This window comes from Pseudomonas brassicacearum, assembly GCF_003732225.1.
Classification (GTDB): Bacteria; Pseudomonadota; Gammaproteobacteria; order Pseudomonadales; family Pseudomonadaceae; genus Aquipseudomonas; species Aquipseudomonas brassicacearum_E.
Genome location: NZ_MOBJ01000006.1, coordinates 661,954 through 677,488, shown reverse-complemented (window position 1 = coordinate 677,488; position 15,535 = coordinate 661,954). Strand labels below are relative to the sequence as shown.

13 protein-coding genes and 1 pseudogene are annotated in these 15,535 nt (G+C 58.2%); 7 read left to right on the top strand and 7 right to left on the bottom strand.

What is annotated here, in order from left to right; all coding sequences use genetic code 11:
• Nucleotides 1-69: 69 nt before the first annotated feature.
• Nucleotides 70-606: a DUF4946 domain-containing protein gene (locus BK659_RS09780; RefSeq protein ID WP_123424847.1), complete on the top strand. Its 537-nt coding sequence runs from the start codon at nt 70-72 to the stop codon at nt 604-606.
• Between the two features lie 197 nt (nt 607-803).
• Here the strand turns inward: BK659_RS09780 and BK659_RS09775 are convergent, their stop codons facing one another.
• The 3 genes from BK659_RS09775 to BK659_RS09765 all read right to left on the bottom strand — a co-directional run bounded on the left by BK659_RS09775 (nt 804) and on the right by BK659_RS09765 (nt 3,954).
• Complete coding sequence (locus BK659_RS09775; RefSeq protein ID WP_123424846.1) at nt 804-1,166, bottom strand: histone-like nucleoid-structuring protein, MvaT/MvaU family; 363 nt, start codon at nt 1,164-1,166, stop codon at nt 804-806.
• Between the two features lie 246 nt (nt 1,167-1,412).
• Entirely contained in the window at nt 1,413-2,948 is a 1,536-nt protein-coding gene (locus BK659_RS09770; RefSeq protein ID WP_123424845.1) for an EAL domain-containing protein, read from the bottom strand.
• Between the two features lie 133 nt (nt 2,949-3,081).
• The gene (locus BK659_RS09765) at nt 3,082-3,954 is read right to left on the bottom strand and encodes a LysR family transcriptional regulator (protein ID WP_123424844.1); all 873 of its coding nucleotides are present in this window, start codon (nt 3,952-3,954) and stop codon (nt 3,082-3,084) included.
• Nucleotides 3,955-4,044: 90 nt separating this feature from the next.
• On the opposite strand from BK659_RS09765, the gene BK659_RS09760 reads away from it, so the two are divergent.
• Complete coding sequence (locus tag BK659_RS09760; protein WP_123424843.1) at nt 4,045-4,995, top strand: DMT family transporter; 951 nt, start codon at nt 4,045-4,047, stop codon at nt 4,993-4,995.
• 242 nt (nt 4,996-5,237) lie between these two features.
• Nucleotides 5,238-6,314: a 4-hydroxyphenylpyruvate dioxygenase gene (gene hppD, locus BK659_RS09755; protein WP_123424842.1), complete on the top strand. Its 1,077-nt coding sequence runs from the start codon at nt 5,238-5,240 to the stop codon at nt 6,312-6,314.
• A gap of 124 nt (nt 6,315-6,438) precedes the next feature.
• Here hppD and rarD read toward each other — a convergent pair whose 3' ends face one another.
• From rarD to BK659_RS09740, 3 genes are all read right to left on the bottom strand, one after another.
• Nucleotides 6,439-7,320, bottom strand: a complete 882-nt coding sequence (rarD, locus tag BK659_RS09750; protein WP_123424917.1) for an EamA family transporter RarD — start codon at nt 7,318-7,320, stop codon at nt 6,439-6,441.
• Between the two features lie 138 nt (nt 7,321-7,458).
• Entirely contained in the window at nt 7,459-8,466 is a 1,008-nt protein-coding gene (locus tag BK659_RS09745) for an aldo/keto reductase (RefSeq protein ID WP_123424841.1), read from the bottom strand.
• A gap of 194 nt (nt 8,467-8,660) precedes the next feature.
• The gene (locus tag BK659_RS09740) at nt 8,661-9,971 is read right to left on the bottom strand and encodes an MFS transporter (RefSeq protein WP_123424840.1); all 1,311 of its coding nucleotides are present in this window, start codon (nt 9,969-9,971) and stop codon (nt 8,661-8,663) included.
• A gap of 168 nt (nt 9,972-10,139) precedes the next feature.
• Here BK659_RS09740 and BK659_RS09735 point away from each other — a divergent pair, with 168 nt between their 5' ends.
• The 4 genes and pseudogenes from BK659_RS09735 to BK659_RS28270 all read left to right on the top strand — a co-directional run bounded on the left by BK659_RS09735 (nt 10,140) and on the right by BK659_RS28270 (nt 14,635).
• Complete coding sequence (locus BK659_RS09735; RefSeq protein WP_123424839.1) at nt 10,140-11,261, top strand: sugar diacid recognition domain-containing protein; 1,122 nt, start codon at nt 10,140-10,142, stop codon at nt 11,259-11,261.
• A gap of 278 nt (nt 11,262-11,539) precedes the next feature.
• On the top strand, nt 11,540-12,682 hold the full coding sequence (locus tag BK659_RS09725) for a glycerate kinase (RefSeq protein WP_123424838.1): 1,143 nt from the start codon (nt 11,540-11,542) through the stop codon (nt 12,680-12,682).
• A 288-nt stretch (nt 12,683-12,970) separates the two neighbouring features.
• Nucleotides 12,971-13,777 (top strand): annotated as a pseudogene (locus BK659_RS28275) (MCP four helix bundle domain-containing protein); the annotation flags it as partial.
• Nucleotides 13,772-14,635 (top strand): methyl-accepting chemotaxis protein, encoded by an 864-nt coding sequence (locus BK659_RS28270; protein WP_404942524.1) that lies wholly within the window; start codon nt 13,772-13,774, stop codon nt 14,633-14,635. The pseudogene BK659_RS28275 and the gene BK659_RS28270, both read left to right, overlap by 6 nt.
• Nucleotides 14,636-14,700: 65 nt before the next feature.
• On the opposite strand, the gene BK659_RS09715 is transcribed toward BK659_RS28270, so the two are convergent.
• Nucleotides 14,701-15,489, bottom strand: coding sequence for a hypothetical protein (locus tag BK659_RS09715; protein ID WP_123424836.1), 789 nt, complete (start codon nt 15,487-15,489; stop codon nt 14,701-14,703).
• Between the last annotated feature and the right edge of the window lie 46 nt (nt 15,490-15,535).

Genomic DNA, 15,535 nt, shown 5'->3' with positions numbered 1-15,535 from the left:
CCTTCGGCTATTGCCTGGTGGCGTGGCTGGGCTCAGACTTTAATGCTCGCCCCACCAGTGTTTAGTGCAATGATTCGACCGTATAGCTACCTGATTGTTTTGACCTGCCTGTTTTCGGCGGTTGCCAGCGCCGAGACGGTGCTTCCCGAGATCACCTGGCCCACCGGCTGGGAAGTACAAGTATTGCCTCAAGATAATGCGACAACTCAAACACCGGCCAAGGTTTCCAGGCAGCGGGCAGTGAAAAACGATGCAAACGGTGATCCTGTCCTGGTCATGGAGTTGACCATGACCGAGGTTGAGCCCGGGCATGAAGTCAATTTACAAGGTGTGCTGCTGGAAATGCGCAAGTCCGTGCAAAAGGATTTTTTTCAGGGCGGCTATCAAAGTGTTTGCAACAAAATTCACCCCGCTACATTGAGCCGCCTGCAAGCGCTGGAAACCACCTGTACGGTCACCCAGAATGGGCGACATGTGTTGTCGCAAACATTAGTCGCAGCGCTAGATGCCGATAAAGCCTATGTTTTTTCCTACGCAGGTCAGGCCGAGGTTTATGCGGCAAGTCAGGATGAAATACGCGATGCGCGAAACAGTTTGAAACTTTAGTAGTGCACGACGCCTGCACGCTTTCAGTGCCGAGGGTTATTGCTCAATATCCAAAGGGATTAAGCATAAAGTTGTGCCAGGCACCGACGATATTTGTCGGGCGTTTGCAACTAGATCGCCGATCATCGTTGCATTAAGTCTGGATGGGCATAAAAAAGCCCTGCACAGGCAGGGCTTTTGGAGGGGCACAGGGAAGCTTAAGCGCGCAGCCAGGAGTCAACGGTGCTCGCGCCATATTGTTCTTTCCAGGCTTTCAGGCCGCGGTGATTGCCGCCCTTGGTTTCGATCAATTCACCGGTGTGCGGGTTTTGATAAACCTTGACCACGCGGGCGCGGCGAGTTTTAGGTGCGGCGGCCTGCTGGAGGCTGGACTTCGGATTCGGGTCGAGGATGGCGATGATGTCGCGCAGGCTCTTGCCGTAGGATTTCATCAGCCCCTGGAGCTTTTCTTCGAATTCGATTTCTTTCTTGAGCCCGGCGTCGTTCTTCAGCGATTCCAGCTGCGCGAGCTGTTCTTGAAGGGCCTTTTCAGCGGCACGAAATTCAGCGAGTCTGGACAATATCTTTACTCCAATAGTGTGTTTGGCTGATACCAACCGCCAACAAAGCTATAAGCCAAGAGCCTTGTAGCGACTCGGTGTTATTGGCTCACCTGTCAATCTTGCGCAGGCAAGAAAAATTGTAGTAGTTAATTCGCTCAGAGTAAATCGCGTCTTTTTCTTTATGTAACGCACGCTGCTGTTTGATGCAATTTTCTGCAGGGGCCCACTTGTTGAGGGTTTCCCTGGAGCGCGAAAAGTGGCTAATTAGTGGCTGTCCAGCGCAATAATGAAATCGGCGCCCGGCAGTGGTCGTCCAAATAGGTAGCCTTGCAGGAAGTTCACCCCGTGAGCGGCAAGATAATCACTCTGTTCAATGGTTTCGACACCCTCGGCAACGATACCAAGGTCCAGCTTGGCCGAGAGTTCGATGATGCTGTCGAGTATATGACGGGACAAGGCATCGACCCCGATCATCGCCACAAAGCTTTGATCGATCTTCAGAAAGTCCACATTGAACTGGCGCAAGTAGCCCAGGCTCGAATGCCCGGTGCCGAAGTCATCGATCGCAATCATCACCCCCAGCTCATGTAACTGTTCGAACAATTGAAGGGTGATGGCGTCAGGTTCGATCAGCTCGCGCTCGGTCAGTTCCAGAACCAGGGCGATCTTGCCTGACGGGAAAGCTGAGAGAAACTCGCGGCAATCGTCTACCAGCTCAAGGTCACGACAGTGGCTGGCGGTGATGTTGATGCCAATGTGAAAGCGCTCATGGAACAAATGCGCATGCGGGGCGAGTAACGCTGCCGTCTGGTGCATCAACGAGCGAGTCATTGGCACGATCAGGCCGGAGTGCTCGGCGAACGGAATGAACAGGTCTGGGCGCACCAGGCCTTCTTTCGGGTGCTTCCAGCGCATCAATACCTCAATGCCGGCCCACTGTTTAGTGTCGCCGTGAACCACGGGCTGAAAGTAAGGGACGAACTCACCGGCTTCCAGTGCCCGCTGCAATTCGTGACTGGGTGACGACGAGCGTTTCTGTAGCCAATGACCAAGGGTCCCGGCAATTCCCCCAAAGAAGATCAGCAGGCTGAACAGCGGCGGGTATTCGCTTTTCATGTAGCGCCAGACTTCGCCCTCGGGAAAGCCGGCCTCTACTTCATAGGCGTACCGCGAAGACTCACGATTGCTTTGGGCTATCGGCAATACGGGCAGGGCGCCCTCGTGGACCTTGCCATCGGCCGACAACCAGTGGGGGCCGACCTGCAGTAACAGTAGGGTCTTGCGTCCAATCAGCCGCAGGACGTTGCTCAGGTGATAGCCGTCAATGGAGGTCAGGGCGCCTTGCTTGCCTTCGCTGAGGCGATACACCAGCAGCGCGGTGTCGGGTGTGACCGGGTTGCCGCTCATCAACCACAGCTTGCCTTGTATGTACTCGCCAGGATCAACCGTTGCCTGATAGTCGCCAAACAGTGAACTGCAATATATGTTGTTGTCCCACACCAGATTGGTCGAACGCACGAAGGGCCGGCGTGTGACTTGTTCGCGCAGGGCCAGTTTGACATCAGCGCAAGGCTGTCCGGCCAGCGGCAGCAGTTCTTGCGCCGCCTGCGCGGTGTTGTCGAGCATCAAATCGAATTGGCGCACCGCTTCTTCGGCCGTCTGGTTGGTGCTTTGCTCCAGCACCCGTTCGGCTTGCATGTGCAGAATGATGCTACCCAGTAGCACAGGAACCAGACCGATCAGCAGTGTGATGAGGTTGCGAGTCAGCGGCGTGCGGCGGGCTTTGACGGTCAATGGCATTTGTGGAACCTGTGCCGATGGACTAGGGCACTCAGATAGAGAAGGGCTCTCAAATGCAGGCAGGACACAGGCTTGCCTCTCAAAAAGAGTACAGACACGGGCCATGATAGATGGCGTACGGGTTTTGTGCTTTTCAACGGTAATCCAGATTCACCGCCAACTTGATAAACGCCAGGGTGGCCGGTGATGACTGGCGCTGATCGAGCACCGCCAGACCCACCTGGCGTTTGACCGGCGGTGTAAGGGGCTTTGTCACGTAGCGCGGCTGTTCCGCGTCCGGTAGCGAAAGTTCGGCGACCAGCGTCAAGGCGTCGCCACGGCTGACGGTTTCCAGCGTGCTGAGTAGTTGCGAGCTGCGATAGCGAATGTCCGGGGTCAGCCGGGCAGCGCTGAACAGGCGTGAAACCAGCTCCGAGGAGCCTGCTTCGGTGAGAATGAACGGGTCGTGACACAGATCACTCAAGGTTAGGCTGTCGCGCCGGGCAAGCTCGTGATCGGCCGGTATCAGCGCGACCATCTGGTCTTCCACCAGCGCAAAGGTATCGAAACGCTCCTCGGGCAACACCACAAAACCGACATCGATACGCCGCTCTTCAAGCCACTGCAGCACTTGCCGATCCGGACCTTCGTCGATGTGTACCTCGATCCCCGGATAGGTCGCGCGGTAGTGCTGCAAAATCTTCGGCAGCAGTTTGATCGACGAGGTCGGTCCAAATGAGCCAATGCGCAGCGTGCCGCGCTTCATCCCGCGGGCATCCGCTGCTTCCTGGCGCAGAGTGCTGGCCAACCCGAGCATGGCGCGGGCGCGCAACAACAGCTGTTGTCCGATATCGCTGAGCTCGATGTGGGACTGATGCCTTCTGAGCAACTCGACACCGAGTTCCTGTTCCAGCGACTTGATGGCATGCGACACCGCCGACTGAGTGATGCCCAGGCGGTTGGCCGCGCTGGTAAAGCCATGCAGCTCGGCCACCAGCGAAAAAATCTCGAGTTGGGTCAGGGTCATGAGTATTTACTCATTTTACGATGATCAAGCATTACACAAAGAATACTCCATACCGTACGCAAACTGACTGCTCATTTATCGTGGAGACTTATGAAAAGCCTTGTCCAGAGCGGCTCCCGTGATTCGGATGTCACGGTTTACCTGAAACTCGCCACTGTCACCATGATCTGGGGCGGGACCTTCGTTGCCGGCCGGTTTCTTGCCGACACACTGAGCCCGTTATTGGCCGCGAGCCTGCGTTTTCTGCTGGCGAGCCTGGCCTTGCTGCTGTTCATGGCGTTGGCGCGTATCCCTTTGGCACGCCCGACCTTCAGGCAGTGGTTGCAGTTGGGGGTATTGGGTTTTTTCGGGATCTTCTTTTACAACCTGTGTTTCTTTTACGGCTTGCACTACATCAACGCCTCTCGTGCCTCACTGATCGTGGCGTTGAATCCGGCGATCATCGGGTTGGCGTCGTGGCTGCTGTTCAAGGAGCGCTTGAGTCGAGTCAAAGTTGTAGGCATTGCGATATGCATCGCCGGGGCTGGGGTGGTGATTGTCAGCCGCAACCAGCAAGTGTTTGATGGCGATGCCGCGAACACCTGGGTCGGTGACCTGCTGATTTTCGGTTGCGTGCTGGGTTGGGGCGTCTACTCGTTGTTTTCCAAAGGACTGAGTCAGACATTAGGCCCACTGCACACCGTCACCTACTCGATTGTGCTGGGCACATTGATGTTGTGGGCGACCAGCGCGGTGCGCGGCGAGGTGAGTCTTGAGGTCCTGAGCGAATTGCAGGTGGGGCAGCTTCTGAGCCTGCTGTATCTGGGCGTACTCGGTTCGGCGCTGGCCTATATCTGGTACTACGACGGCATCCGTAAAATCGGCGCCACCCGCTCGGGAGTGTTCATTGCGCTGAATCCGCTGACCGCAGTGATGCTGGGTGCGCTGTTGCTGGGCGAGCAACTGAGCCTGGCGATGTGCCTGGGAGGCGGGGCGATTCTGCTGGGGATCTACCTGTGCAACAAACCCCTTGCACCGGCGTCAAAAAGGGGGATTTTATAGAGAAGGCGGACAAACCCGGTTACGCTGTGTAGAATCCGGTTACGCATATAAGAATAACGTCTTCTGGCAGCAGAAGCCTCGCCCGCAAGAGCCTTGGGTCGACAATGAAGATATTTGGGTTCCAATTGATCTACGGTGACTTTCTCGCCCGCAGTGTGCGAGGCATCTCCTGCGCGCCACCCGCCGCTCTCAGCATTGCTCGTAACTAACGATCCGTTAATCAGCATGATGAGGCGCCAACCATGGCAGATTTATACGAAAACCCAATGGGCCTGATGGGCTTTGAATTCATCGAGCTCGCATCGCCGACCCCGAATACCCTTGAACCGATCTTCGAGATCATGGGGTTCACCAAGGTCGCGACCCACCGTTCCAAAGACGTGCACCTGTATCGCCAGGGCGCGATCAACCTGATCCTCAACAACGAACCTCACAGTGTCGCCTCATACTTTGCGGCTGAGCACGGCCCGTCGGTGTGCGGCATGGCGTTCCGCGTCAAGGATTCGCAAAAAGCCTACAAGCGAGCCCTGGAACTCGGCGCCCAGCCGATTCACATCGAGACCGGCCCGATGGAGCTGAACCTGCCAGCGATCAAAGGCATCGGCGGCGCTCCGCTGTACCTGATCGACCGTTTTGGTGAAGGCAGCTCGATCTACGACATCGACTTCGTGTTCATCGAAGGCGTTGACCGCCACCCAGTCGGGGCGGGCCTGAAGATCATCGACCACCTGACCCACAACGTGTATCGCGGCCGTATGGCTTATTGGGCGAACTTCTACGAGAAGCTGTTCAACTTCCGCGAAATCCGTTACTTCGACATCAAGGGCGAATACACCGGCCTGACCTCCAAGGCCATGACCGCTCCGGATGGCATGATCCGCATCCCGCTGAACGAAGAGTCGTCCAAGGGCGCCGGGCAGATCGAAGAGTTCCTGATGCAGTTCAACGGCGAGGGTATCCAGCACGTTGCCTTCCTTTCCGATGACCTGATCAAGACCTGGGATCACCTGAAAAAGATCGGCATGCGCTTCATGACCGCGCCGCCAGAAACCTACTACGAAATGCTCGAAGGCCGTTTGCCGAACCACGGCGAGCCGGTCAACGAACTGCAAGCGCGGGGGATTCTGCTGGATGGCTCGTCCGAGTCGGGCGACAAGCGTTTGTTGCTGCAAATTTTCTCGGAAACCCTGATGGGGCCGGTGTTCTTCGAATTCATCCAGCGTAAAGGCGACGATGGCTTCGGCGAAGGCAACTTCAAGGCACTGTTCGAATCCATCGAACGTGACCAGGTTCGCCGTGGTGTGCTCTCCACTGAGTAATCTGCTTCAACTGTAAACCTGTGGGAGCGAGCTTGCTCGCGATAGCGATCTGTCAGCCAACATCAATGTTGAAACTGAAGACGCCATCGCGAGCAAGCTCGCTCCCACATTGTTTTGCGCAGCGTTAAGGTCGGCGATGCCGCATCAAATGCTTGAACCCCTCAAACACCAGCACCAGCACTGCCATCCAGATCGGGATGTACGTCAGCCATTCCCCAGCCTTGATGCTTTCCCCCAGCAGCAACGCAACCCCCAGCAACAGCACCGGTTCGACGTAGCTCAACAGACCGAACAGGCTGAACGGCAGCAGCCGGCTGGCGATGATATACACCACCAGCGCCGAGGCACTGATCACCCCGAGCAGCGGGATCAGCAGCGACAGCCACGGATGTTGATCGAACACCGCAAAGCCCTGTTCGCCGCTGTGCACGAACCCGTACGCCACCGGTAGCAGCAGCGCCATGTCCAGCCACAAACCACCGAGGTTGTCCGCCGCCAGACGTCGGCGCAGCACGAAGTAGGTCGGGTAACCGATGGCCACCAACAGGGTCGCCCAGGAAAAGCTGCCCACTTGATACAACTCATTGAGCACGCCGAGGGTGGCGAAAAACGCGGCGATTTTTTGCAGGTACGAGAGCTGCTCGCCATAGGCGATGCGCCCGGTCAGTACCATGGTCAGCGGCAGCAGGAAGTAGCCCAGCGAAACGTCAAGGCTGTGGCCGTTCAGCGGCGCCCACATGAACAACCAGAGTTGCACGCCGAGCAATGCCGAAGACAGCAGCAGACCACCGAACAATGCCGGTTTGCTGCCCACCCGACGGAGGATTTCGACCACTCGCCGCCACTCGCCGGAAACCACCATGAACACGGTCATGCAGGGTACGGTCAACAGCATTCGCCAGCCGAAGATTTCCACGCCGCTCAGGGGAGACAGCAAGGAAGTGTAGAAATACATGACGGCGAACAGCACCGAGGCTGACACCGATAGAGCAATACCTTTAGACAAACTGTCCTCGCGAGACATGGCAGTAATTCAAGAGGCGCAGAGGATAGCCTAATACCCGTAGGAGCTGCCGCAGGCTGCGATCTTTTGATCTTTAAAAACAAAGATCGCAGCCTGCGGCAGCTCCTACGGAGGAGGGGGTTAACGAGGTGTGCGGCCCGAGACGAAATGGCTCACGTCGTTGAACCCCGGTGTCGAGGAATGCCCCGGCGTCACCAGCGAATCAATGAAAGCTTCGTCTTCAGCCGTGATCTTCACCGACAGCGCCTTGGTGTAGGCATCCCATTGTTCTTCGGTGCGCGGGCCGACGATGGCCGAGCTGACGGCCGAGTTGTTCAGCACCCAGGCGATGGCGAACTCGACAATGCCGACGCCGCGTTCCAGGGTGTATTTCTGAATCTGCTGGGCAATACGCAATGACTCGACCCGCCATTCGGTTTCCAGAATGCGCTTGTCCTGACGACCGGCGCGGCTGTTGACGTCCGGGGTGACGTCCGGCGCGTACTTGCCGCTCAACACGCCACGGGCCAACGGGCTGTAAGGCACCACGCCGAGGCCGTAGGCGTTGGCGGCGGTGATTTGTTCGGTTTCCGCCTGGCGGTTGACGATGTTGTACAGCGGTTGGCTGATCACCGGTTTGTCGACGCCGAGTTTTTCGGCGATGCGAATCACCTCGGCGATGCGCCAGCCACGGTAGTTGGACAGGCCCCAGTAACGGATCTTGCCTTGGCGAATCAGGTCGCCGATGGCTGACACCGTGACCTCCAGCGGCGTGTTGTGGTCTTCGCGGTGCAGGTAATAGATGTCCAGATAGTCGGTGCCCAAACGGGCCAGGCTGGCATCGATACCATTGAACAGGTGTTTGCGGCTCAGCCCGCTGCGATTCGGCACACCGTCGACCGGACCGAAACCGACCTTGGAAGCCACCACCCATTCATGGCGGTGACTGGCAATTGCTTCACCGACGATTTCCTCGGAGCGACCGCCTGTGTATACATCCGCCGTGTCGATGAAGTTGACGCCCTGATCCCAGGCTTTTTCGATGATCCGCAGCGAATCTTCGGTGCTGGTCTGTTCGCCAAACATCATGGTGCCCAGGGTCAACGTCGAGACCTGTAGTCCCGAATGGCCGAGTGTGCGGTAGCTCATGACGAAATCCTTTTACCGGTGAGAAAGGCTCAATCAAATACCAGAACAACCGCACGGGGCAAACGGAATTATCGAACACCTCAAATCAAGTGTGGGAGCGAGCTTGCTCGCGAAGAGGCCATAACATTCACCATTGAGGGTGACTGTTACACCGCTATCGCGAGCAAGCTCGCTCCCACAGTGATTGTCAGGTATTAAACGCGCAGCGTGCGGGTCATGCGCAACGCCAACAGGCTACCGCTGACAATCACACCCGCCAGCAGGTACAACGCCGCATCGGTCGAGCCGGTGCTGTCCTTCACCCAACCCACCAGGTACGGGCTGAGGAAACCGGCCATCTGCCCCATGGAGTTGATCAACGCCAGGCCACCGGCGGCAGCGCCGGCGCTGAGCATTGCGGTCGGTACCGGCCAGAACATCGGCAGGCCGGTGAGGGCGCCCATGGTGGCGATAGTCAGGCCAAGAATCGCAATAGCCGGGTTGGCGGCAAAGTTCACGGCGATCAACAGACCTGCCGCGCCCATCAACATCGGTACCACCAAATGCCAGCGGCGTTCTTTATGCAGATCGGCCGAGCGGCCCACCATCAACATGAACACTGCCGCCAGCAAGTACGGAATTGCACTGAGCCAACCGATCACCAGGTTATCGGCGAAACCGAGGTTCTTGATGATCGACGGCAGCCAGAAGTTGATCGCGTAAACGCCGCTTTGAATGCAGAAGTAGATCAGCCCGAACGCCCAGATCGCCGGGTTCTTGAACACCGCCAGCAGTGAGTCGGTGGCGGTTTTCGGTTTGTTGGCCCAATCAATCGCTTGATCGGCTTCAAGTACCGCACGCTCTTGCGGCTTGAGCCATTTGGCACTGGCGAAGTTGTCGCTGAGCAGGAAGAACGCCAGGGCGCCGAGGGTGATGGTCGGAATGCCTTGCAGCAGGAACATCCACTGCCAGCCGGCGAGGCCACCTTGACCGGCGGCGAAGTGGTTGAGGATCCAGCCAGAGAACGGGCTGCCGAGCAGGCCGGACACCGGGATCGCCGACATGAACAGCGCCATGATGCGGCCACGGCGGAACGTCGGGAACCACTGCGAAAGGTACAGCACCACGCCCGGGAAGAACCCGGCTTCGGCGGCGCCAGTGAACAGGCGCAGGGTGTAGAACTCGGTCGGTGTGGTGACGAACAGCAGGCAGGTCGACAGCGTGCCCCAGGTGACCATCATCACTGCGATCCAGCGCCGTGGGCCGAATCGGGTCAGCGCCAGGTTGCTCGGAACGCCGCACAGCACGTAGCCGATAAAGAATATTCCGGCCCCGAGGCCGTACACGGTTTCGCTGAATTTCAGCGCATCGAGCATCTGCAGTTTGGCAAATCCAACGTTGACCCGGTCGAGGTAGTTGAACAGATAGCAGATGAAGATGAAGGGGATCAGGCGCAGGGTAACGCGCTTGTAGACGGCGTTTTTATCGTCATCGGTGGCCAGGGTGGCAGCGGCGCTCTGTGACATGGCGGGTCTCTCTTTATTATGATTTTTTGCGAGGCAAGGGTAACGTTGGTCGCCTGAAGAGTCTCGGTCACCCCTGAGCGGATGTCTTTGTGCCTGAGCACAGGGTTTACGCCAACAGCCTGTGCGGGTGAACAATCAATCACCGCACGTTTTCAAGGATTACCCCGCATGTTCGAACTTGATCACGACCTGGCGCAGGATATCGTCGACCGGGCGATGGCCATCCTGCCATACAACGTCAACGTCATGGACAGCCAGGGGCTGATCCTCGGCAGCGGCGAGCCAGAGCGGATCAACACCCGGCACGAAGGTGCGCAACTGGTGCTGGCGAATGGGCGGGTGGTGGAAATAGACGCCCAGACCGCCGTGCACCTCAAGGGCGTGCAGCCGGGGATCAATTTGCCGCTGCTGCTCGATCAGCGCCTGATCGGCGTGCTGGGCATTACCGGTGAGCCCGAGCAACTGCGGACCTATGCGGAGCTGGTGCGGATGACCGCCGAGATGCTGGTCGGCCAGCGCAACCAGCAGGCCGAACAGCAATGGCGTCGCCAGCGTTGCGATGATCTGCTGGCGTTGCTGCTCAGCGAGGCGGGAGATTCGCCACGGCTGATCGACGAAGCACAGCAAATGGGCCTCAAACCGCAATTGTCGCGTACCCCTTATTTGTTTGAACTGGGTCTGGAGCATGGCGCCGGGCAAACCGCTGAGGCCTTGAGTGCCTGGTTGATCTCACGCTATCCCGACAGTTGGTGCGTGAGCTCCGCCAAGTCATCGCTGCTGTGGTGCCGTCCGACCACGCAAGCAGTGGACAACGAACGCTTGCTGGAAAAACTCGAAGGCCTGGGCTGGAACATTCTGCGCATCGCTGTTGGCGGTCAGGCGGATGGATTGCAAGGCTTGCGCCGTTGCTATCGGCGGGTCGGCGACTTGCTGGCCTATGGGCGTGACGTGTTGCCCAACAGCCGTTTGCTGACGCTGAACCGCTATCGACTGCCGGTCATGCTCTGGCGCCATCGCAACGACGATGCGCTGGACGAGTTGCTCACCCCACTGCGCAAAGTCATCGCCAAGGACGGTAACGGCCAACTGTTGGCGACATTGCGCAGTTGGTGCGAACACGACGGTCAAAGCCAGGCGTGTGCCGATGCGTTAGGCATTCACCGCAACAGCTTGCGCTATCGCATGGAGCGCATTGCCGAACTCAGCGGCGTCGACCCGTTGCGCCTCGATGGCATGCTCGCGTTGTACCTGGGCGTGCAACTGCTGCCGCAGACCGACACCACCCCGTGACAACACAAATCCCGTAGCAGCTGCCGAGCCCGCGAGGCTGCGTTCGGCTGCGAAGCAGTCGTAATTCCTGCGGGCAACTGTTCCCTGACACACCGCAGCGATTGATTTCACGACGGCTGCGCCGCCGAACGCAGCCTCGCGGGCTCGGCAGCTGCTACGGGTGGTGTGTAGGGTTTTGTGAGAATGAACAATAAACCCCTGCCGCACTTGTGCAGCGGACCGGCGTTATTGTTCATTTCAACTGGCAGCATGGGCTCCATTGGAACTGGAGAATTCACATGAAAATCGTCATCGCCCCCGATTCGTTCAAGGACAGTCTGAGTGCCGAAGCCGTGGCCAATGCCATTGCGCTGGGCCTGGCCGAGGTCTGGCCGGACGCGACGCTGGTCAAGTGCCCGATGGCTGACGGCGGCGAAGGCACGGTCGAGTCGATTCTTGCTGCCTGCGAGGGTGAGTCGCGTAGCGTCACCGTACAGGGGCCGCTCGGCACACAGATCGAGGCGCATTGGGGCTGGCTGCCCCACAATCACACCGCGATCATCGAAATGGCCGAAGCCAGCGGTTTGCAGTTGGTGCCGGTGGGCCAGCGCGATGCGTGCATCAGCAGCACTTTCGGCACGGGCGAACTGATCCGCGCGGCACTCGATGCGGGCGCGCAGCGGATCATCCTGGCCATCGGCGGCAGCGCCACCAACGACGCGGGTGCCGGTGCGTTGCAGGCGCTGGGTGTGCGACTGCTCGATGCTCAGGGCCAGACGTTGAAACCGGGTGGCCTGGCATTGGCGCAACTGGCGCAGATCGATCTGAGTGGCATGGACCCGCGTCTGGCCAACGTGCGCTTCGAGATCGCTGCCGACGTCAACAACCCGCTGTGCGGCCCCCACGGTGCCTCAGCAATATTCGGCCCGCAGAAAGGCGCATCGGTCGAGCAGGTGCAACAGCTGGATCTAGCCCTTGGGCATTTCGCCGGGCTTTGCGCCCAAACCCTGAAAAAAGATCTACGTGACGAACCGGGCAGTGGGGCTGCGGGTGGTTTGGGGTTTGCAGCGAAGGCGTTTCTTGGCGCGCAATTTCGTGCCGGAGTGGAAGTGGTCGCCGACCTGGTCGGCCTGGAAGCTGCGGTACGTGACGCGGACCTGGTGATCACCGGCGAGGGCCGCTTCGACGCTCAGACCTTGCGTGGCAAAACGCCGTTCGGCGTGGCGCGTATCGCCCAGCAGCAGGGCGTGCCGGTGATCGTCATCGCCGGCACCCTTGGCGAGGGCTATCAGCAGATGTACGAACATGGGGTCGACGCGGCATTCGCGCTGACGTCCGGGCCGATGACGCTGGAACAAGCCTGCGCCGACGCTTCGCGCCTGCTGCATGAGCGAGCACGGGACATCGCCCGCGTTTGGCGCATCGCAGTTCGCAAGGGCTAAAGGCAATCCTGTAGCAGCTGGCGAAGCCTGCGTTCGATTGCGTAGCAACCGTAAAACCGGTGAACGCATTCAGCCTGACAAATTGCGTCTGGTCCTTCTACAAGAGTCCTCTGAAACCCGACAAGTGTTTCACCCTTGAAACACTTGTCACACCAAGAAATATATTTTTCTCAAGCCTGCATAAAACCTAAAGCCCGGCCGATACAGGGTATAGGCGTGCACACCCCTCCAAACAAAGTCGCCTACCCGTACGCCGGGAGCGATCTCCTGCTTGCCAGCGTTCACTGCATGGATGCTCGAAGACATCACCACTGCGAGACTCACCCTATGTCCTTGCGAAACATGAATATCGCGCCTCGAGCTTTTCTGGGTTTTGCTTTCATTGCGTTGCTGGTGATCGTGCTCGGCATCTTTGCCGTGAACCGCATGTCGATCATCCGCCAGGCCTCCATCGACATGGAAAGCAATCAGTTACCCAGCGTAGCCTTCCTTGGGAATATCACAGAGAGCGTCCTGCGCTTGCGCATTTTGTCGTTCCGCGTGCTGATCAACCGTGAAGCAGCCGGGTTGCAGGACGCAGAAACCCGCATCAGCGTACTCACCGACAAGGCCAGACAAGCTCAAAAGGGCTATGCAGCCCTGCCGGCGGGCCCGGAGGAAGCGGCGCTGTACAAAGCCTTTGCCGCCACCCTGGACAGCTATCTGCAAGCGCAAAACCAGATGATGGAGCTGTCGCGGCAGAACAAAGTCGATGACATGCGCAACCTGATCAATACGCGTATCAAGGAAGGTACCGATTTGATGGGGGAGCAGTTGAACAAGCTGATCGCGATTAACCAGGCGGGCGCAACCGAAGCCGATGCCGTAGCCGGCGACCAATATGCTTACGCCACCAACGGCATCATCGCGGTTTCGGTGATCGCTGCTCTGGTGACGGTGTTGCTGGCCTGGCTGCTGACCCGCAGCATCGTCACACCGCTGAACCGTGCTGTCGCCGCCGCTGAGTCCATTGCTGGCGGTAACCTCACTAAACCGATAGAAGTCGATGGCAAGGACGAACCGGCGCGTTTGCTCGGCGCCTTGTCGACCATGCAAGCCAACCTGCGCAAAACCATCGAGCAGATCGCCGGTTCCGCGAATCAGCTGGGTGCCGCCGCAGAAGAGCTCAGCGCCGTGACCGAGGAAGCGTCGCGCGGTCTGCAACAGCAAAACAACGAAATCGAACAGGCCGCGACCGCCGTTAACGAAATGACCGCCGCCGTGGAAGAGGTTGCACGTAACGCGGTGTCGACGTCCGAAGCGTCGAATCAATCGACCCAGGCCGCTCGTGAAGGTCGCGACCGTGTGGTGGAAACGGTCAACGCCATTCAGACGATGACCCATGACGTACAAAACACCTCGCTGATGATCGAAGGTCTGGCCACTCAGGGCCGTGATATCGGCAAGGTGCTGGACGTGATTCGGGCGATTGCCGAGCAAACCAACCTGCTGGCGCTCAACGCCGCCATCGAAGCAGCGCGTGCCGGTGAAGCCGGGCGCGGATTTGCGGTGGTGGCGGACGAGGTCCGCGCCTTGGCCCATCGCACTGCGCAATCGACCCAGGAAATCGAAAAAATGGTTGCCGGTATTCAAAACGGCACCGGCGAAGCGGTCGATTCCATGCAGCAAAGCAACCAGCGCACCCACACTACGCTGGAGCTGGCCCGTGCCGCGGGTGTGGCGTTGGAGCAGATCACTCAGTCGATCCACCAGATCAACGAGCGCAACCTGGTGATCGCCAGCGCCTCGGAAGAACAGGCGCAGGTGTCGCGCGAAGTGGACCGCAACCTGGTGAACATCCGCGACCTGGCTACCCAGTCGGCCGCCGGTGCCAACCAGACCAGCGCCGCCAGCCATGAACTGTCGCGTCTGGCGGTAGATTTGAATGCCATGGTGGCGCGTTTTGTGATTTGAGCCTGCATCGAACCGACCCCTAGGGCTCTGTAAATGGACAGAGTCCGGGGGCATTCAATCAGATGTCAAAAACCCGGTATTGCCGGGGGCGGATCCAGTGCCAATCTAATAAAGTTACCTTTGGAGTTAGGCCCTTCATTGCCTGCTCGGTCTTTGAGGGTGTAAAAAATCAAGTGAATGCCGTTGGCAAAACGGCGTAGTTCTTCACCGGGTACCAGTAGGGTCGTTTTACTGTTTGTGTACTCAACCTGTTTGAGGACGATGGGGGAGGCATCCGCTCCACCCATACAAAAGTGAATTTCATCCCCCACCTTCGGATTCAGATAGTCCGTGTGCTTGATGGTGACGGCGACACAATCATCATGGGTCTCCAGATATTGAGTCGTCACTCCATTGACCACTTCTTCCGGTAGTTCTGACATGACCGGCGTATTACCGTAATTGGGGGGTGTCCAGTTAGTGGTGAGCTCGGTTACTGGAGACTGGCCGACAAGGCAATCGTCTTTGCTAACTCGATAGAACACTTCGAATGGGCCTTGATAAACCAAGCGTTGTTTGGGAATCGTTACAACAAGGGGAAACAGGTCTGGATCAATAGGGCCGGACAGGCAAAAGCTCGCCACAACGGTATGAACGGGCGCATTTTTGGGACCAAGCAGCAGCTCAAAACGGTCCGTGCCGCCAGATTTCGCAGAGTTCGCCCAAGGTTGCGAGATCACCACGTTAAGGTCCTTGCCTTTCAAGTGTGCAGGCAACAGGTTGATTTCTCCGTTGGGGTCGGGGATGTTGGGTAAGGCGTCAGGGATATCCAGTGGAACCAGTTCTGACTCGGATGTTGCTGAAAAGAGGGCCATTTCGTATTCCTTTTGCACTGGGAAAGTAACTCTTTGGCTAGCAATG